Annotated in this window: 15 protein-coding genes; 8 read left to right on the forward strand and 7 right to left on the reverse strand. The window is 61.3% G+C overall.

The genetic code is table 11. From position 1 onward, the window contains the following. Positions 1-57: 57 nt before the first annotated feature. The gene (locus AB1J88_RS14135) at positions 58-630 is read right to left on the reverse strand and encodes an ACP phosphodiesterase (RefSeq protein ID WP_430291301.1); all 573 of its coding nucleotides are present in this window, start codon (positions 628-630) and stop codon (positions 58-60) included. Positions 631-799: 169 nt separating this feature from the next. Here AB1J88_RS14135 and AB1J88_RS14140 point away from each other — a divergent pair, with 169 nt between their 5' ends. Genes AB1J88_RS14140 through AB1J88_RS14150 form a run of 3 tightly spaced genes read left to right on the forward strand, consistent with a single transcriptional unit; the run spans position 800 to position 3,372 of the window. Next, on the forward strand, positions 800-1,120 hold the full coding sequence (locus AB1J88_RS14140; RefSeq protein ID WP_003222436.1) for an ArsR/SmtB family transcription factor: 321 nt from the start codon (positions 800-802) through the stop codon (positions 1,118-1,120). 5 nt (positions 1,121-1,125) lie between these two features. Continuing rightward, complete coding sequence (locus AB1J88_RS14145; protein ID WP_145593390.1) at positions 1,126-2,292, forward strand: MFS transporter; 1,167 nt, start codon at positions 1,126-1,128, stop codon at positions 2,290-2,292. 30 nt (positions 2,293-2,322) lie between these two features. Continuing rightward, a complete protein-coding gene (locus AB1J88_RS14150) occupies positions 2,323-3,372 on the forward strand; it encodes an alkene reductase (RefSeq protein WP_108181913.1) in 1,050 nt (349 codons plus the stop codon). Positions 3,373-3,589: 217 nt separating this feature from the next. Here AB1J88_RS14150 and emhR read toward each other — a convergent pair whose 3' ends face one another. Continuing rightward, positions 3,590-4,222: an efflux system transcriptional repressor EmhR gene (gene emhR, locus AB1J88_RS14155; RefSeq protein WP_008080104.1), complete on the reverse strand. Its 633-nt coding sequence runs from the start codon at positions 4,220-4,222 to the stop codon at positions 3,590-3,592. Positions 4,223-4,489: 267 nt separating this feature from the next. On the opposite strand from emhR, the gene emhA reads away from it, so the two are divergent. From emhA to AB1J88_RS14180, 5 genes are all read left to right on the forward strand, one after another. Continuing rightward, positions 4,490-5,644, forward strand: coding sequence for an efflux RND transporter periplasmic adaptor subunit EmhA (gene emhA / locus AB1J88_RS14160; RefSeq protein WP_041070493.1), 1,155 nt, complete (start codon positions 4,490-4,492; stop codon positions 5,642-5,644). A 3-nt stretch (positions 5,645-5,647) separates the two neighbouring features. Continuing rightward, the gene (gene emhB, locus AB1J88_RS14165; RefSeq protein WP_086792071.1) at positions 5,648-8,797 is read left to right on the forward strand and encodes an efflux RND transporter permease subunit EmhB; all 3,150 of its coding nucleotides are present in this window, start codon (positions 5,648-5,650) and stop codon (positions 8,795-8,797) included. Then, positions 8,794-10,254, forward strand: a complete 1,461-nt coding sequence (gene emhC / locus AB1J88_RS14170; RefSeq protein WP_108181911.1) for an efflux RND transporter outer membrane subunit EmhC — start codon at positions 8,794-8,796, stop codon at positions 10,252-10,254. Before emhB ends, emhC begins: the two co-directional genes overlap by 4 nt. Positions 10,255-10,691: 437 nt before the next feature. Continuing rightward, complete coding sequence (locus tag AB1J88_RS14175; protein WP_430291302.1) at positions 10,692-11,951, forward strand: OprD family porin; 1,260 nt, start codon at positions 10,692-10,694, stop codon at positions 11,949-11,951. Between the two features lie 282 nt (positions 11,952-12,233). Further along, entirely contained in the window at positions 12,234-13,040 is an 807-nt protein-coding gene (locus AB1J88_RS14180; protein ID WP_222016094.1) for a methyltransferase domain-containing protein, read from the forward strand. 92 nt (positions 13,041-13,132) lie between these two features. On the opposite strand, the gene pcaC is transcribed toward AB1J88_RS14180, so the two are convergent. The 5 genes from pcaC to pcaG all read right to left on the reverse strand — a co-directional run bounded on the left by pcaC (position 13,133) and on the right by pcaG (position 17,884). Continuing rightward, positions 13,133-13,525 (reverse strand): 4-carboxymuconolactone decarboxylase, encoded by a 393-nt coding sequence (gene pcaC, locus AB1J88_RS14185; protein WP_041070503.1) that lies wholly within the window; start codon positions 13,523-13,525, stop codon positions 13,133-13,135. A gap of 10 nt (positions 13,526-13,535) precedes the next feature. Continuing rightward, positions 13,536-14,327 carry a 3-oxoadipate enol-lactonase gene (gene pcaD / locus AB1J88_RS14190; protein WP_430291303.1) on the reverse strand — a complete coding sequence of 264 codons (792 nt, stop codon included), beginning with the start codon at positions 14,325-14,327 and terminating at the stop codon, positions 13,536-13,538. A 12-nt stretch (positions 14,328-14,339) separates the two neighbouring features. Continuing rightward, positions 14,340-15,704 (reverse strand): 3-carboxy-cis,cis-muconate cycloisomerase, encoded by a 1,365-nt coding sequence (locus AB1J88_RS14195; protein WP_430291304.1) that lies wholly within the window; start codon positions 15,702-15,704, stop codon positions 14,340-14,342. Between the two features lie 46 nt (positions 15,705-15,750). Then, positions 15,751-17,046 carry an MFS family transporter gene (locus AB1J88_RS14200; RefSeq protein ID WP_041070509.1) on the reverse strand — a complete coding sequence of 432 codons (1,296 nt, stop codon included), beginning with the start codon at positions 17,044-17,046 and terminating at the stop codon, positions 15,751-15,753. A gap of 271 nt (positions 17,047-17,317) precedes the next feature. Next, positions 17,318-17,884 (reverse strand): protocatechuate 3,4-dioxygenase subunit alpha, encoded by a 567-nt coding sequence (gene pcaG / locus AB1J88_RS14205; protein WP_047292153.1) that lies wholly within the window; start codon positions 17,882-17,884, stop codon positions 17,318-17,320.

The following is a 17,884-nucleotide window of genomic DNA, read 5'->3' on the forward strand; positions in this document are numbered from 1 at the left end:
AGCTCCTACACCGATCCTCTGTAGGAGCTGCCGAAGGCTGCGATCTTTTGATCTTGCCTATCCCTGTGAAGCCGCAAAATCCTGAAGCTGCGGATAAAAAAGCCGGAAATCCTCACTCAGCGGCTCATACAAACGCCGCAACTCCTGCATCGCCATCGCCAGTTCCTCCGGCCGGGTCAGGCGCCGGGAGATCCCGCGCAGCACCTGCTCCAGCACTTCAAACGCCTGATACGAACCCAGCCAGTCATTGGCAACCATGTGCGGTGCGATCTTCGCCAGGCGTTCGGGCAATTGCCGTTCATTCGACAGCACCCGGTACACGTCGCGGGTGAAGTCCTCCAGCGGCTGATCGGCGTACAGCGTCCAGTCCCGCGCCAGGCAATGGTCGAAAAACACATCGAGGACAATCCCCGCGTAGCGCCGCCGGGTCTCGGTGAAACGCCCAAGGGCGATGTCCACCACGGGGTGGCGATCGGTGAACACATCAATCCGCCGATGCAGCTGAATCGCCGCTTCGATCTGCGGCGCAAATTGTCCTTGCAGGCGTCCTTTGACGAAATCGCCATACAGACTGCCGAGTAATTGCTCGGGGAGCTGGCCTCCGAGGTGTAAATGTGCGAGATAGTTCATGGGCGCAGCTTAGCACTGCGCGCTTTCATCGTTACAGCACACGTATCGTTATAACCCGATATACCGATTTATGCGGTCGTCAGATCAAATTCATATTGGTATATCGCGAAATACCGATTTAAAGTTCGCCTCATCGCGATATAGCGCTACACATCACGAGCACAAAGCCATGAACCTCGACCTCGACGAAATAATAAAAGCCCTGGCACACCCAGTACGGCGAGACATCCTTATCTGGCTGAAAGACCCCAAAGCCCAGTTTCCTGAGCAGATTCATAACCACGAGTACGGCATCTGCGCCGGGCAGATCGATCAACGCTGCGGCCTGTCGCAGTCGACCGTCTCCGCCCACTTGGCGACCCTGCAACGCGCAGGCCTGATCAGCAGCCAGAAAGCCGGCCAGTGGCACTTCTTCAAACGCAACGAGGACGTGATCCAGGCGTTCCTCGACGCCATCGTCAAAGAGCTCAGCGCTCCCACAAGGAATTGATTCAAATGCCCCTCTCGCTACTCATCCTGGCCTTGAGCGCCTTCGCCATCGGCACCACCGAGTTCGTCATCATGGGCCTGCTGCCCGATGTGGCGACCGACCTCGGTGTGTCGATCCCGGGCGCCGGCTGGCTGGTGACCGGTTACGCCCTGGGCGTGGCCATCGGTGCACCGTTCATGGCACTGGCCACCGCCAGACTGCCACGCAAGGCTGCACTGGTAGCGCTGATGGGGATTTTCATCGTCGGTAACCTGCTGTGTGCCATCGCCAGTGACTACAACGTGCTGATGTTTGCCCGTGTCGTCACCGCGCTGTGCCACGGTGCGTTCTTCGGTATCGGTTCTGTGGTAGCTGCCGGGCTGGTCGCGCCAAACAAGCGCGCATCAGCGGTGGCGCTGATGTTCACCGGCCTGACCCTGGCCAACGTGCTCGGCGTGCCACTGGGCACGGCGCTGGGTCAGGAAGCCGGCTGGCGTTCGACCTTCTGGGCGGTGACCGTGATTGGTGTCGTGGCGCTGATCGGTCTGATCCGCTTCCTGCCGGCCAAGCGTGACGAGGAAAAACTCGACATGCGCGCCGAACTCGCCGCCCTCAAAGGCGCCGGCATCTGGCTGTCGCTGAGCATGACCGCACTGTTCGCCGCGTCGATGTTCACCCTCTTCACCTACGTCGCGCCGCTGCTCGGTGATGTCACCGGTGTCTCGCCAAAAGGCGTGACCTGGACCCTGCTGCTGATCGGCCTCGGTCTGACGGTGGGCAACATCATCGGCGGCAAGCTGGCAGACAAGCGTCTCGGCGCCACCCTGATCGGCGTGTTCGTGGCGATGGCGGTGGTTTCCACCGTGCTGAGCTGGACCAGCGTCGCGCTGATCCCGACGGAGATCACTCTGTTCCTCTGGGCCACCGCTTCGTTTGCCGCCGTCCCGGCGCTGCAAGTCAACGTGGTGACCTTCGGCAAGGCGGCCCCGAATCTGGTATCGACCCTGAACATCGGCGCTTTCAACATCGGCAACGCCTTGGGCGCCTGGGTCGGCGGCAGCGTTATCGCCCACGGTTTCGGCCTGACCAGCGTGCCCCTGGCCGCAGCAGCCCTGGCGGTACTCGCGCTGCTGGTGACCCTGATCACTTTCCGTCAGAACGGCGATGCCGGCCTGGCCCCTGCTACCCACTGATTAACCACTTCACTGACGAGGGTTGTACACATGGCAACTATTTTCGATCCGATCAAACTGGGCGACCTCGAGTTGTCCAACCGCATCATCATGGCCCCGCTGACCCGCTGCCGCGCTGATGAAGGCCGCGTGCCGAACGCGCTGATGGCCGAGTACTACGTGCAACGCGCCTCTGCCGGCCTGATCCTGTCCGAAGCCACTTCGGTCACCCCGATGGGCGTCGGCTACCCGGACACCCCGGGCATCTGGTCCAACGACCAGGTGCGCGGCTGGACCAACGTGACCAAAGCGGTGCACGCTGCCGGCGGCAAGATCGTTCTGCAACTGTGGCACGTCGGCCGCATCTCGCACCCGTCGTACCTCAACGGTGAAGCTCCGGTCGCGCCGAGCGCCATCCAGCCCAAAGGTCACGTCAGTCTGGTGCGCCCACTGGCCGACTACCCGACCCCGCGCGCGCTGGAAACCGCTGAAATCGCCGAGATTGTCGACGCCTACCGTACCGGCGCCGAGAACGCCAAAGCCGCCGGTTTCGATGGCGTGGAAATCCACGGCGCCAACGGCTACCTGCTCGACCAGTTCCTGCAAAGCAGCACCAACCAGCGTACCGACAACTACGGCGGCTCCCTGGAGAACCGTGCGCGCCTGCTGCTGGAAGTGACTGACGCGGCGATCGACGTCTGGGGCGCCGGCCGTGTCGGCGTGCACCTGGCACCCCGCGCCGACTCCCACGACATGGGCGACGACAATCTGGCCGAGACCTTCACTTATGTGGCTCGCGAGCTGGGCAAACGTGGCATCGCCTTCATCTGCTCCCGCGAGAAAGAAGGCGCCGACAGCCTCGGTCCACAGCTCAAAGAAGCTTTCGGCGGTGCGTACATCGCCAACGAGCGTTTCACCAAAGACAGCGCCAATGCGTGGCTGGCTGAAGGCAAGGCTGACGCCGTGGCGTTCGGCGTACCGTTCATTGCCAACCCGGACCTGCCGGCGCGCCTGAAGGCCGATGCCCCGCTGAACGATCCGCGCCCAGAGCTGTTCTACGGCAAGGGCCCGGTCGGTTACATCGACTACCCGACGCTGTAAACGTTATTCAGTACAAAGCAGCCGAAACGCAAAAGCCCCCGACTCGTGAGAGCCGGGGGCTTTTTCTTGGGCGTCCGGTACGGGGCAGCTAACATTCGTTCACAGGGACGACACAAAATCCCTACAAAATCCGTAGCTCGCTACGTTTAAACTCGCGGTTCGGGCGTCTGTAAAAGCAGGCCAATTGACATAACCTGTGTCAATTACGCATTTTGTTTCATTTGCGCAGGCTGGGGCTCAGGCGCAGCATATCCAACCCTGTATCGACCCAACGCTCGGCCTCGGCATGCAGCTCAAAGCTGTCCGGCGCCAATAGCCATCCATACAGGAGGCCATCGATATACGCATGAATGCTGATGGCCGCGCGGGCAGTGTCGAGATCTTCCGGCAACTGGCCGCGATTGACCGCATTACGCAGGGTCAGTCCGATGCGCAGATTGCAATCGAGACTGGCCGTGCGGCGCTGCTGGCGCAGATCGCACATTTCATCGGTGAATTCGCACTTGTGAAACAGAATCTCGTTAATGCGACGGGTCTTCGGATCCAGGGCAACCTGATGGAACAGATGGATCAACAGCTTGCGCATGCACCCCAGCGGATCGAGTTCATCCTCGCTCTCGCTGGCCTTGGCCAATTCATCCAGCGGTTCGTGCAGGCTGTCGAGCATCGCCTGCACCAGATCGGCCTTGTTGCTGAAGTGCCAATAAATGGCACCGCGCGTAACGCCGGCCATTGTCGCGATATCCGCCAGGGTCGTGCGGGCCACGCCCCTTTCATAAAACGCTTTCTCGGCCGCTTCGAGAATCTGGCTGCGCGTTTCCTGAGCTTCCTCTTTGGTACGACGGACCATGGCAGTAAAACCTCAAACAGGATGTTTCAGGGATGGCTGAATATCCGCTGAATAAAGAGGGGGCCGATTTCTCACGAATCGGCTCCCCGGCCTACAATTTCAAACCTTGCGACGCATTTTGTAACAGGGTGGGTACGACGCCAAGCTATTTACAAACAACCATGAACGTAAGTATATTCCTTAGCAAGCTACTTATCCACCCGACCCGATTTTTTTACCCTTCCACACTTCTTGTGCGCATTTTGCGCGCCTGACCCGAGGATCTTCATGCAATTCAAGCCAGCTGTTACCGCTCTGGTCACTGCCGTCGCCCTGGCATCGCTGCTCAGCGGATGTAAAAAGGAAGAAGCGGCCCCGGCCGCTCCGCCTCCTCAGGTCGGCGTCGTCACCCTGCAACCACAAGCGTTCACCCTCACGTCGGAACTGCCGGGGCGCACCAGTGCGTACCGCATCGCTGAAGTCCGGCCACAGGTCAACGGCATCATTCTCAAGCGCCTGTTCAAGGAAGGCGCCGACGTCAAAGCCGGTCAGCAGCTGTACCAGATCGATCCGGCAGTCTATGAAGCGACCTTGAAAAGCGCCGAAGCCAATCTGCGTTCGACCAAGTCGATCTCCGACCGCTATAAGCAACTGGTCGACGAGCAGGCCGTGAGCCGTCAGGAATACGACACCGCCGTCGCCAACCGCATGGAATCGGAAGCGTCGCTGCAAAGCGCGCAGATCAATGTGAAATACACCAAGGTCTACGCGCCGATCTCCGGTCGTATTGGCCGTTCTGCGGTGACCGAAGGTGCGCTGGTCAGCAATGGTCAGGCCGACGCGATGGCGACGATCCAGCAACTGGACCCGATCTATGTCGACGTCACCCAGTCCTCGGTTGAACTGCTGGAACTGCGCCGCGAGCTGGAAAGCGGTCGCCTGCAGAAGGCTGGCGACAACTCGGCAGCGGTCAAGTTGACCCTGGAAGACGGCAGCCAGTACAAGCTCGACGGCAAACTGGAATTCTCCGAAGTGTCGGTTGATCCAACGACCGGTTCCGTGACCCTGCGCGCCGTGTTCCCGAACCCGGATCACACCCTGCTGCCCGGCATGTTCGTCCGCGCCCAGTTGCAGGCCGGCGTCAACGCCGCGGCCATTCTGGCGCCGCAACAAGGCGTGACCCGTGACCTCAAGGGCACCCCGACCGCACTGGTTGTCGGCCCGGACAACAAGGTCGAGCTGCGTCAGCTCAAGGCCAGCCGCACCGTCGGCAGCCAGTGGCTGATCGAAGATGGCCTGAAAGCCGGCGATCGTCTGATCACCGAAGGCCTGCAATACGTTCGCCCAGGTGCCCAGGTCAACCCGACCGAAGCGACCAACGTAGCCAAGAACCCGGCCCCCGCTCAGGCAGCTGACAAAGCCGCTGGCGGCAAAGGGGAGTAACTCATGTCGAAATTTTTTATCGACCGTCCGATTTTCGCCTGGGTAATTGCCCTGGTGATCATGTTGGTCGGGGCACTCTCGATCCTGAAATTGCCAATCAACCAATACCCGAGCATTGCGCCTCCGGCCATCGCGATCTCCGTGACCTACCCGGGTGCTTCGGCACAAACGGTTCAGGACACCGTGGTCCAGGTGATCGAGCAACAGCTCAACGGTATCGACAACTTGCGTTATGTGTCTTCGGAAAGTAACTCCGACGGCAGCATGACCATCACCGCGACCTTCGAGCAAGGCACCAACTCCGACACCGCGCAGGTTCAGGTTCAGAACAAGCTGAACCTGGCGACCCCGCTGCTGCCGCAGGAAGTGCAGCAACAGGGTATCCGCGTGACCAAGGCAGTGAAGAACTTCCTGCTGGTAATCGGCGTGGTATCGCGTGACGGCAGCATGACAAAGGACGACCTGTCCAACTACATCGTGTCGAACATGCAGGATCCGATCTCGCGGACTGCCGGTGTCGGTGACTTCCAGGTCTTCGGTGCCCAGTACGCGATGCGCATCTGGCTCGATCCGGCCAAGTTGAACAAGTACAACCTGACCCCGGCTGATGTCAGCAGCGCGATCTCGGCGCAGAACGTTCAGGTGTCTTCCGGTCAGCTCGGCGGCTTGCCGGCGCTGCCTGGCCAGCAACTGAACGCCACGATCATCGGCAAGACCCGTCTGCAGACTGCCGAGCAGTTCAAGGCGATTCTGCTGAAGGTCAACCAGGACGGTTCGCAAGTGCACATTGGCGATGTCGCCGACGTCGGCCTGGGTGGTGAAAACTCGACCATCTCGGCGCAGTTCAACGGCAAGCCGTCGTCCGGTCTGGCGGTCAAACTGGCCAACGGCGCCAACGCCCTCGACACCGCCAAGGCGCTGCGCAAGACGATTGACGAACTCAAGCCGTTCTTCCCGCAAGGCATGGAAGTGGTGTTCCCGTACGACACCACGCCAGTGGTGACCGAATCGATCAAGGGTGTGGTTGAAACCCTGGTCGAGGCGATCGCGCTGGTGTTCCTGGTGATGTTCCTGTTCCTGCAGAACTTCCGCGCCACCGTCATCACCACGATGACCGTGCCGGTGGTATTGCTCGGCACGTTCGGCATCCTCGCGGCTGCCGGTTTCAGCATCAACACCCTGACCATGTTCGGTATGGTATTGGCCATCGGCTTGCTGGTGGACGACGCCATCGTCGTGGTGGAAAACGTCGAGCGGGTGATGGCCGAAGAAGGCCTGTCACCAAAAGAAGCGACCAAGAAGTCCATGGGGCAGATCCAGGGCGCTCTGGTCGGTATCGCCCTGGTGCTGTCGGCAGTATTGCTGCCGATGGCGTTCTTCAGCGGTTCCACCGGTGTGATCTACCGTCAGTTCTCGATCACCATCGTCTCGGCCATGGCCCTGTCGGTGCTGGTTGCGCTGATCTTCACCCCGGCGCTCTGCGCGACCATGCTCAAGGCCATCCCGAAAGGCGAGCACGGCACGCCGAAAAAAGGCTTCTTCGGCTGGTTCAACCGCAACTTCGACCGCAGCGTGCGCAGCTACGAGCGCGGCGTCGGCAACATCCTGCAGCGCAAGGCGCCGTATCTGTTGGCCTACCTGTTGATCGTGGTCGGCATGATCTGGCTGTTCACCCGCATTCCGACTGCGTTCCTGCCGGAAGAAGACCAGGGCGTACTGTTCGCCCAAGTGCAAACCCCGGCGGGTTCCAGTGCCGAACGAACCCAGGTCGTGATCGACGAAATGCGTTCGTATCTGCTGGAGAAGGAAGCGGGAGCGGTGTCCTCGGTGTTCACCGTGAACGGCTTCAACTTCGCCGGTCGTGGGCAGAGCTCGGGTCTGGCGTTCATCATGCTCAAGCCGTGGCACGAGCGTGATTCGAGCAACAGCGTGTTTGCCCTGGCCCAGCGCGCCCAGCAGCACTTCTTCAGTTTCCGCGACGCGATGGTGTTTGCCTTCGCCCCGCCAGCGGTACTGGAGCTGGGTAACGCCACCGGTTTCGACGTGTTCCTGCAGGACCGCGCCGGTATCGGTCACGAAAAACTGATGGAAGCGCGTAACCAGTTCCTCGGCATGGCTGCACAGAGCAAGGTGCTCTACCAGGTGCGTCCGAACGGTCTGAACGATGAGCCGCAATACCACCTGGAAATCGACGATGCGAAGGCCCGCGCCCTGGGCGTGAGCATTTCCGACATCAACAGCACGCTGTCGATCTCCTTCGGTAGTAGCTACGTCAACGACTTCATCGACCGCGGTCGGGTGAAAAAAGTGTACGTGCAAGGTCAGGCTGGCGCTCGCATGAGCCCGGAAGACCTGAAGAAGTGGTACGTGCGCAACAGCGCCGGGACCATGGTGCCGTTCTCCGCATTCGCCAAGGGCGAGTGGATCTACGGTTCGCCGAAACTGGCGCGCTACAACGGTGTGGAAGCGATGGAGATCCTCGGTTCTCCGGCGCCGGGTTACTCCACCGGCGAAGCGATGGCCGAAGTCGAAGCGATTGCCAAGAAGCTGCCGGCCGGTGTCGGTATCTCCTGGACCGGTCTGTCCTATGAGGAACGGCTGTCCGGCTCGCAGGCGCCAGCGCTGTATGCCCTGTCGCTGCTGATGGTGTTCCTGTGTCTGGCGGCGCTGTACGAGAGCTGGTCGATTCCGATCGCCGTGATGCTCGTGGTACCGCTGGGGATCATCGGCGCGCTGATGGCCACCAGCCTGCGCGGGCTGTCCAACGACGTGTACTTCCAGGTGGGTCTGTTGACGACCATCGGTCTTGCGGCTAAAAACGCCATTCTGATCGTCGAGTTCGCCAAAGAGCTGCACGAGCAAGGACGCAGTCTGCGCGATGCGGCGATCGAAGCGTGCCGCATGCGTCTGCGACCGATCATCATGACCTCGCTGGCGTTCGTTCTCGGTGTAGTACCGTTGGCGATCTCCACGGGTGCAGGTTCGGGTAGCCAGCATGCGATCGGTACCGGCGTGATTGGCGGTATGCTCACGGCCACGATCCTGGCGATCTTCTGGGTCCCACTGTTCTTCGTCACGGTTTCGTCCATGGGCCAGCGCAAAATCGCCGATCCGGACGAGACGACTGAAACTCCTAAAGAGGCTGGCCAATGAGCAAGTCGCTACTCTCCATCGCAGTCGCCGCCTTCGTGCTGAGCGGTTGCTCGCTGATCCCCGATTATCAGCAGCCTGAGGCTCCTGTCGCAGGTCAGTACCCGCAAGGGCCGGCCTATTCGCCGGCCCAGGCGCCGGCGCAAGCCGCTGCCGAGCAGGGCTGGAAGCAGTTTTTCCATGATCCGGCCCTGCAGCAGCTGATCCAGGTGGCACTGGAAAACAACCGCGACCTGCGTGTCGCGGCGCTGAACATCGACGCTTATGCGGCTCAATACCGCATCCAGCGAGCGGATCTGTTCCCGGCGGTTTCGGCCAATGCCAGCGGCAGTCGTCAGCGGGTTCCGGCCCGTGCGTCGCAGACCGGTGAAGCGAACATCAGCAGCTCCTACACCGCGACCGTCGGCATCAGCGCCTACGAACTCGACCTGTTCGGTCGGGTGCGCAGCCTGAGCGAACAAGCGCTGCAACAATACTTCGCCACCGAAGAAGCGCGTCGCAGCACCCAGATCAGTCTGGTGGCCAGTGTGGCCAACGCCTACATGACCTGGCAGGCCGACAAGGAACTGCTCAAGCTGACGCAAGACACCCTCGGTGCCTTCGAAGAAAGCTACAAGCTGACCAGCCGCAGCAACGAAGTCGGTGTGGCCTCGGCGCTGGACCTGGCGCAGTCGCGGACCTCGGTGGAAAACGCCCGGGCACAACTGGCCAAGTACACCCGTCAGGTGGCTCAGGACGAGAACAGCCTGACCCTGCTGCTCGGCACCGGCATCCCGGCCAATCTGCAAGCGGCCAAACCGCTGTCGGATGATCTGCTCAGCGACGTACCGGCCGGCCTGCCTTCGGATCTGCTGCAACGTCGTCCGGACATCCTGCAAGCCGAGTACAACCTGAAAGCGGCCAACGCCAACATCGGCGCCGCCCGTGCAGCGTTCTTCCCGAGCATCAGCCTGACCGCCAATGCGGGCAGCCTGAGCCCGGACCTGTCCGGTCTGTTCAAAGGTGGTTCGGGCACATGGCTGTTCCAGCCGCAGATCAACCTGCCGATCTTCAACGCCGGCAGCCTGCGCGCCAGCCTCGACTACGCCAAGATCCAGAAGGACATTGGCGTGGCGAACTACGAGAAGTCGATTCAGACTGCCTTCCAGGAAGTCGCCGACGGTCTGGCCGCCCGCCAGACCTACACCGAGCAGTTGCAAGCGCAGCGTGACTTCGTCGCGGCCAACCAGGATTACTACCGCCTGGCCGAGCGTCGCTATCGCATCGGTGTCGACAGCAACCTGACCTTCCTCGACGCCCAGCGTCAGTTGTTCAGCGCGCAACAGGCACTGATCACCGACCGCCTCGCGCAGCTGACCAGTGCGGTCAACCTGTACAAGGCCCTGGGTGGTGGCTGGAATGCGCAGACCGCGCAGAACGAACCGCTGAAAGAAGAAGCACCGAAGATGAAGCTGTTCTGATCATCGGTTGAATACAAGGAGCCCACCGATTGGTGGGCTTTTTGTTGCCTCAGGAAAAGTTTAGGTGCCGGCACTGGCCCCATCGCTGGCAAGCCAGCTCCCACAGGTTTTCAGGGGTCCGCAAAATATGTGTTCACTGAAGATCCTTGTGGGAGCTGGCTTGCCAGCGATGAGGCCTTCACAGGCACCCTGAAATCCAACTGAATCTTGCGTTCGATAATCGCCCAGAACCCGCTTTTACCAATTGAATCAAAACATCCGCCCCCCGCACCATTCGCTCCACAAAACCAATAACAACAGGTTCGATACCATGCTCCCGCGCCCTGCCCCGCCCGGCTGATCGCCGCCGCTCCATTCCTGATCTGCAATGTCGTGCTCGCCCCAAAGTGGCGGCAGCGAACCCGTTCGTCCCCAAAAAAATAACAAGAGACCCTGCGATGACTCATCCCACTGCGCCGTACGCACTCCCCGGCCTGATCGCCCTGGCCCTGACTGGCGCCGCCCTGCCCGCCGCAGCCGAAGAAGCCGGTTTTATCGAGGGCGCCAGCGCCAACCTGAACCTGCGCAATTTCTACATCAACCGTAACTTCACCAACCCGACCAAGGCGCAGGGCAAGGCCGAAGAATGGACGCAGAACTTCATCCTCGACGCCAAATCCGGTTTCACCCAGGGCACCGTCGGTTTCGGCATGGACGTGCTCGGTCTGTATTCGGTAAAACTCGATGGCGGTAAAGGCACCGGCGGCACGCAACTGCTGCCGCTGGATCACGACGGGCGTCCGGCGGACAACTTCGGCCGCACCAACGTCGCGTTCAAGGCCAAGCTGTCGCAGACCGAAATCAAGGTCGGCGAATGGATGCCAGTGCTGCCGATCCTGCGTTCGGACGACGGTCGTTCGCTGCCGCAAACCTTCCGTGGTGGCCAGATCACCTCGAAGGAGATCAACGGCCTGACCCTCTACGGCGGCCAGTTCCGCGCCAACAGCCCGCGCGATGACAGCAGCATGAGCGACATGTCGATGTTCGGCAAAGCGGCGTTCACCTCTGATCGTTTCAACTTCCAGGGCGGTGAATACCAGTTCAACGAAAAACGCACACAGATCGGTCTGTGGAACGCCGAACTCAAAGACATTTACAGCCAGCAATACGTCAATCTGACTCACAGCCAGCCACTCGGTGACTGGACGCTGGGCGCCAACCTCGGCTTCTTCTACGGCAAGGATGACGGCAGCGCCCGCGCCGGCGAACTCGACAACAAGACCTGGTCGGGGATGTTCTCGGCCCGCTACGGCGGCAACACCTTCTATGTCGGCCTGCAAAAACTCACCGGCGACAGCGCCTGGATGCGCGTCAACGGCACCAGCGGCGGCACCTTGGCCAACGACAGTTACAACTCCAGCTACGACAACGCCCAGGAACGTTCCTGGCAGGTGCGCCACGACTACAACTTCGCCGCCCTGGGCATCCCCGGCCTGACCCTGATGAACCGCTACATCAGCGGCGACAACGTGCACACCGGAACCATCACCGACGGCAAGGAATGGGGCCGCGAATCGGAACTGGGCTACACCGTGCAAAGCGGTACCCTGCGCGACCTCAACGTGCGCTGGCGCAACTCGACCATGCGCCGCGACTTCAGCAACAACGAGTTCGACGAGAACCGCCTGATCATCAGCTATCCGATCAGCCTGCTCTGATTCGAAAATCGCCCCGGATTACCTGTAGGAGCTGCCGCAGGCTGCGATCTTTTGCTTTTTAAGATCAAAAGATCGCAGCCTGCGGCAGCTCCTATAGGAAAGAGATATCAGAGAGCCATCCGTCAGGATCTTTGGCACTTCACTAAGCCTCGGGTAGAGTAGGAAACACCTGAAGGACTCAGGTGCCACACCCTCCCCGCTTCCGCTATCCAAAGTTGTTGGTCCTCAAGATTTGGCCAGATTGTCATCGGAAGACACTGCTGATCATCGGAGGACCACCTCATGATCACTCGTCTCAACGCAACACCCGACTGGGACGCCAAGGCCTACCAGCAGTTTTCTCGTCAACGCCAGCGCCCGGTCAACGAATTGCTCGACCGTATCGATCTGCACGACCCCAAACGCATTTATGACCTGGGCTGCGGCACCGGCATTGCCACGCAGTTGCTGGCCGAGCGCTGGCCGCGAGCGCAGTTGCTGGGCGTCGACAGCTCACGGCAGATGCTTGATCAGGCCCGATGTCTGCCGATCAACGCCCAATGGCAAGAGTGCGACTTGCTCGACTGGCACCCCGAGCAACCCGCCGACCTGCTGCTCGCGGCGGCGGTGCTGCATTTCATTGGCGATCATCAACAACGGCTGCCGCGCCTGCTCGGTCATCTCAAGCCCGGTGGCTGTCTGGCAGCACACATGCCGGACTGGCGCGATGCCTTGTGGTATCGACTGATGCTCGACACCCTCGACGATGCCGGACCGGGACACACCCCCATCGGCACACCGGAGTTGCGCCAGCGCATGGCCGCGCGGCCGTTGTTGGCATTGGAGGATTACTACCGCTTGCTGGCGCCGCTGACCACGTCGCTGGACATCTGGGAAACCGAGCAACTGCAAGTGGTGGACGGCAAGTCGCCGGTGTACGACTGGGTAAAGGTCTCGGCGTTGCGACCGGTGATGCAGGCGCTGACGTCACAGGAGCAGGCGCGGTTTATCTATCACTTCCTGATGCGCGTGCATGAGTATTATCCGCCGGAGAAAAACGGGCAGACGCTGTTTCCGTTCAAGCGGATTTTCATTGTCGTCAGGGTTTGAAGATCAACAGATCGCAGCCTGCGGCAGCTCCTACATTGGAATGCACTCCCCTGTAGGAGCTGCCGCAGGCTGCGATCTGTTGATTCTGATGCCTACTCCCGAGACTCAATCCCAAGCTCATCCCACACCGACTCCGCCAGATGGAACGTCGCATTGGCCGCCGGAATCCCGCAATAAATCGCGCTCTGCATGATCACTTCCTTGATCTCGCCCCGGCTTACGCCATTGTTCGCCGCTGCGCGCAAATGCAGTTTCAGTTCGCCTTCGCGGTTCATCCCGATGAGCATGGCGATGGTGATCAGGCTGCGGGTATGCCGCGGCAGGCCCGGGCGGGTCCAGATGTCGCCCCAGGCGTGACGGGTGATCATCTCCTGAAATTCCGAGTTGAACTCGGTCAGCGTGGTCAGGCTGCGATCGACATGCGCATCGCCCAGCACCGCACGGCGTACTTGCATGCCATCGTCATAACGTTGTTTCTCGTCCACAAAAACTTCCTCACTGAGCGTTCAGAAACGCCAACACACGATCACTGAATGCGGCACCCGCCTGCACGTTGGACAGGTGCGCGGCATGGAACTCGGCGTACTCGGCGCCGCGCACATGCTCTTGAATGAAATGCCCACCGGACGGTGGCGTTACCGCATCTTCGGTGCCGGCAATCACCAGCAGCGGCAGGTTGATCGACGCCAGCTGCTCGCGGAAATCGGCGTCGCGCACCGCCGCGCAATTGGCCGCATAACCTTCAGGCGAAGTGGCCGCGAGCATGTCGGTGATCTTCTTCGCTGCAGCCGGATTGGCCGCGGAAAAGTCCGGGGTGAACCAACGGGCAATCGACGCATCACGCAGGGCGACCATCGCCGCCGGGCCATCACGCAGCACGGTGTCAATGCGTGGATTCCACACCGACGGATCGCCAATCTTCGCGGCGGTGTTGCACACGATCAGTTTGTGCAGACGATGACCGGCATTGATCCCCAGCCACTGGCCGATCAACCCGCCCATCGACAATCCGCAGAAATGTGCGCGCTCGATGTGCAGCGCATCGAGCAAGCCGAGCACATCGTGGCCCAATTGCTCGATGCTGTACGGCCCCGGCGTCACCAGGGATTGACCGTGACCACGGGTGTCGAAACGCAGCACCCTGAAGTGCTCGGTGAACGCCGGCATCTGCGCGTCCCACATGTGCAGGTTGGTGCCCAGCGAATTGGACAGCACCAGCACCGGCGCATCGACCGGGCCTTCCATGACGTAATGCAGTTCGCCATCGGCGAGTTGAACGAAAGCCACAGCCCTCTCCTTTCAGACAGACAATGCGTTGTGTTCGGCCACCGCGCGCTCGACCCAGGTTTGCGCCTGGCCGAGGTAATGCGCGGGGTCGAGCAGATGATCCAGCTCGGTGCTGCTCAGTTCGGCGGTCACTTGCGGCTCGTCACCAAGTACCGCACGCAGGTGGCGCTGTTCGGCCACCGCGCGTTTGCAGCATTGTTCGAGCAAATGGTGCGCGGTGTCGCGGCCGACACGCTGGGCGAGGACGATGCTCACCGCCTCGGCCAGCACCAGGCCTTGGGTCAATTGCAGATTGCGCGCCATGCGTTCGGCATCGACCTCCAGACCATCGGCGAGCAGGCGCGCCTGTTGCAGCGCACCGGACACCAGGCAGCAGATCTCCGGCAGGGTTTCCCATTCGGCATGCCACAGACCGAGGCTGCGTTCGTGCTCCTGCGGCATGGCGCTGAACAGCGTCGAGACCAGCCCCGGGACCCGGGTCGCCGCGCCGATCAACACCGCCGCGCCTACCGGATTACGCTTGTGCGGCATGGTCGACGAACCGCCCTTGCCCGGCGCCGACGGTTCGAACACTTCCGCCGCTTCGGTCTGCATCAACAGACTGACGTCGCGCCCGAGTTTGCCGAGGCTGCCGGCGATCAAACCAAGCACCGCGCCGAACTCGACGATGCGATCACGCTGGGTGTGCCACGGTTGTTCAGGCAAGGCCAATTGCAGCTCTTCGGCCAGCGCCTGCGCGATCGGCAGCGCTTGCTCGCCGAGCGCCGCGAGGGTGCCGGAAGCGCCGCCGAATTGCAGCACCAGCAGCCGTGGCTTGAGTTCGCGCAGACGCTGACGGCTGCGGGTCACCGCGCCGAGCCATCCGGCAATCTTCATCCCGAGGGTGACCGGCGTGGCGTGCTGCAGCCAGGTGCGCCCGGCCAATGGCGTCGCCGCATGCCGTTGGGCCTGGGTGGCGAGCGAATCGGCGAGCGCTGCCAGATCGCTTTCAATCAGCTCCAGTGCCTGCCGCAATTGCAGGACCAGCCCGCAATCCATCACGTCCTGACTGGTAGCCCCAAGATGCACATAGCGCTCGGCCTCGGCACTGCGCGCGGCGATCTGCTTGCCCAAGGCCTTGACCAGTGGAATCGCCGAGTTACCGGCCGTGGCAATCGCCTCGCCCAGCGCCGCGAAGTCATACAGACCGGCGTCGCAGGCGGCGGCAATCGGCGCGACAGCGGACGCCGGAATCACCCCGACCCGCGCCTCGGCCCGGGCCAGCGACGCTTCGAAATCGAGCATCGCCTGCACCCGGCCCTGATCGCAGAACACCTCGCGCATATCGCGGGCAGTGAAGTAGGCATCGAACAATTGATTGCCCGGTCGCTGAGTCATAAACAGTCCTTGCCGGCGCGGGCCTATGCGGCCCGCGCACATCGGTTTACAGATCGTGGTGCAAGTACGCCGCCTGTTTCGGCAGGCGCAGGCTGAACAGGAACGCCACCGCCATCATCACCGTGACGTACCAGTAGAAAGCGTTTTCCATGCCCCCGGCCTTCAGGCTCAGGGCCACGTACTCGGCCGAACCACCGAAGATCGCGTTGGCCACTGCATAGGCCAGACCGACGCCAAGGGCGCGGACTTCCGGCGGGAACATTTCGGCTTTCACCAGGCCGCTGATCGAGGTGTAGAAACTGACGATCGCCAGCGCCACGGTGATCAGCACGAAGGCCAGAATCGGGCTGCTGATGCTTTTCAGGCTCAGCAGGATCGGCACGGTGAACAACGTACCGAGCGCGCCGAACCAGAGCATCGAATTACGTCGGCCGATCTTGTCGGCAAGCATGCCGAACAGCGGCTGCATGCACATATACAGGAACAGCGCGCCGGTCATGATGTAACTGGCGGTCTTGGCGTGCATGCCGGCGGTGTTCACCAGGTACTTCTGCATGTACGTGGTGAAGGTGTAGAAAATCAACGAGCCACCGGCGGTGTAACCCAGCACGGTGATAAACGCGGCTTTGTGATCACGGAACAGTGCGCGGATGCTGCCGGCGTCTTTGTTCTCACGCATTTCCTTGCTGGTGGTTTCTTTCAGCGAACGACGCAGGAACAGTGAAATCACCGCCGCCACCGCACCCACCACAAACGGAATCCGCCAGCCGTAGGCACGCAGTTCATCTTCACTGAGGAACTGTTGCAGGATCACCACCAGCGACACCGCCAGCAGTTGGCCGCCGATCAGGGTCACGTACTGGAACGAGGCGAAAAAGCCGCGCTGGCCCTTGAGCGCGACTTCACTCATGTAGGTCGCGGTGGTGCCGTACTCGCCACCCACCGACAGGCCTTGCAGCAGACGCGCGAACAGCAACAGCAGCGGTGCCCAGACGCCGATGCTGGCGTAAGTCGGCAGGCAGGCGATGAGCAACGAGCCGAAGCACATCATCAGCACCGAAATCATCATCGAGGTCTTGCGGCCCTTCTTGTCCGCCAGCCGCCCGAAGATCCAGCCGCCAATCGGGCGCATCAAGAACCCGGCAGCGAACACCCCGGCCGTGTTGACCAGTTGCACCGTCGGGTTGTCGGAGGGGAAAAACGCCGGGGCGAAATAAATCGCGCAGAAGGCGTAGACGTAGAAGTCGAACCATTCGACGAGGTTGCCGGACGAGGCACCGACAATCGCAAAGATGCGCTTGCTGCGCTCCTCGCCGGTGTAATGAGCGGTGGTAGTTGTCATTATTTTTTACTCTGAGGGGACAGGTGAGAGTCTAGACACACTTCGCAACAGTCCCGTTCCACAGATACATCCACTAGGCATTACACAGCCCCTCTTCTGAAAGAGGGCTTTTGTGGCGAGGGGATTCATCCCCGATCGAGTGCGCAGCACTCGCAAATCCGGCAGACGCGGTGTGTCAGTTTCACCGTGAACTCCGGTCTTGGGGCTGCCTCGCAGCCCATCGGGGATAAATCCCCTCACCACAAACTCACTCCAATGGAATGAGGTGCGATCAATAATCGAAGAACACCGTCTCCGCCTCAGTGCCCTGCAAAATCACATTCCACTGATACACACCCGCCGCATCCGGCTTCGCCAGCAACGTGGCGCGTCGCTCGGCCGGCACACATTCGAGCAGCGGATCATTGACGTTCGCCGGCTCACCTTCGAAGTAGATGCGCGTCAGCAAGTGCTTGACCAAGCCACGGGCAAACACCAGCACCACCAGATGCGGCGCCTGGGTTGTGCCCTTCAGGCCTTCGACCGTGCCCGGTTTGATCGTGGTGAAACGGAAGCGCCCTTCGGCGTCCACCGGCACCCGGCCAAAACCTTCGAAGTGCGGATCCAGCGGTTTGTCCTGCTCGTCTTCCGGGTGCGCGTACTTGCCTGCGGCGTTGGCCTGCCAGACTTCGAGCATCGCGTCGTTGACCACATCGCCGTTGCCGTCAACCACTTGGCCGGTGATCGCCACGCGCTCGCCGAGGGTTTGTTCGACCGCGAGGTTTTCGCGATTCAGCCAGGTCAGGCCGATGTGGTAGTACGGCCCGACGGTGTGGGACGTGGTGGCAGTCAGCGTCAT

The sequence above is a fragment of the Pseudomonas sp. S8 genome, from assembly GCF_050473925.1.
Taxonomy (GTDB): domain Bacteria; phylum Pseudomonadota; class Gammaproteobacteria; order Pseudomonadales; family Pseudomonadaceae; genus Aquipseudomonas; species Aquipseudomonas parakoreensis.

Bases quoted from the DNA above. Each gene is read 5' to 3' on its own strand.
- AB1J88_RS14135 (WP_430291301.1), bottom strand. From the start codon at position 630: ATGAACTATCTCGCACATTTACACCTCGGAGGCCAGCTCCCCGAGCAA.
- AB1J88_RS14140 (WP_003222436.1), top strand. From the start codon at position 800: ATGAACCTCGACCTCGACGAAATAATAAAAGCCCTGGCACACCCAGTA.
- AB1J88_RS14145 (WP_145593390.1), top strand. From the start codon at position 1,126: ATGCCCCTCTCGCTACTCATCCTGGCCTTGAGCGCCTTCGCCATCGGC.
- AB1J88_RS14150 (WP_108181913.1), top strand. From the start codon at position 2,323: ATGGCAACTATTTTCGATCCGATCAAACTGGGCGACCTCGAGTTGTCC.
- emhR (WP_008080104.1), bottom strand. From the start codon at position 4,222: ATGGTCCGTCGTACCAAAGAGGAAGCTCAGGAAACGCGCAGCCAGATT.
- emhA (WP_041070493.1), top strand. From the start codon at position 4,490: ATGCAATTCAAGCCAGCTGTTACCGCTCTGGTCACTGCCGTCGCCCTG.
- emhB (WP_086792071.1), top strand. From the start codon at position 5,648: ATGTCGAAATTTTTTATCGACCGTCCGATTTTCGCCTGGGTAATTGCC.
- emhC (WP_108181911.1), top strand. From the start codon at position 8,794: ATGAGCAAGTCGCTACTCTCCATCGCAGTCGCCGCCTTCGTGCTGAGC.
- AB1J88_RS14175 (WP_430291302.1), top strand. From the start codon at position 10,692: ATGACTCATCCCACTGCGCCGTACGCACTCCCCGGCCTGATCGCCCTG.
- AB1J88_RS14180 (WP_222016094.1), top strand. From the start codon at position 12,234: ATGATCACTCGTCTCAACGCAACACCCGACTGGGACGCCAAGGCCTAC.
- AB1J88_RS14195 (WP_430291304.1), bottom strand. From the start codon at position 15,704: ATGACTCAGCGACCGGGCAATCAATTGTTCGATGCCTACTTCACTGCC.
- AB1J88_RS14200 (WP_041070509.1), bottom strand. From the start codon at position 17,046: ATGACAACTACCACCGCTCATTACACCGGCGAGGAGCGCAGCAAGCGC.
- pcaG (WP_047292153.1), bottom strand. From the start codon at position 17,884: ATGACGCTGACTGCCACCACGTCCCACACCGTCGGGCCGTACTACCAC.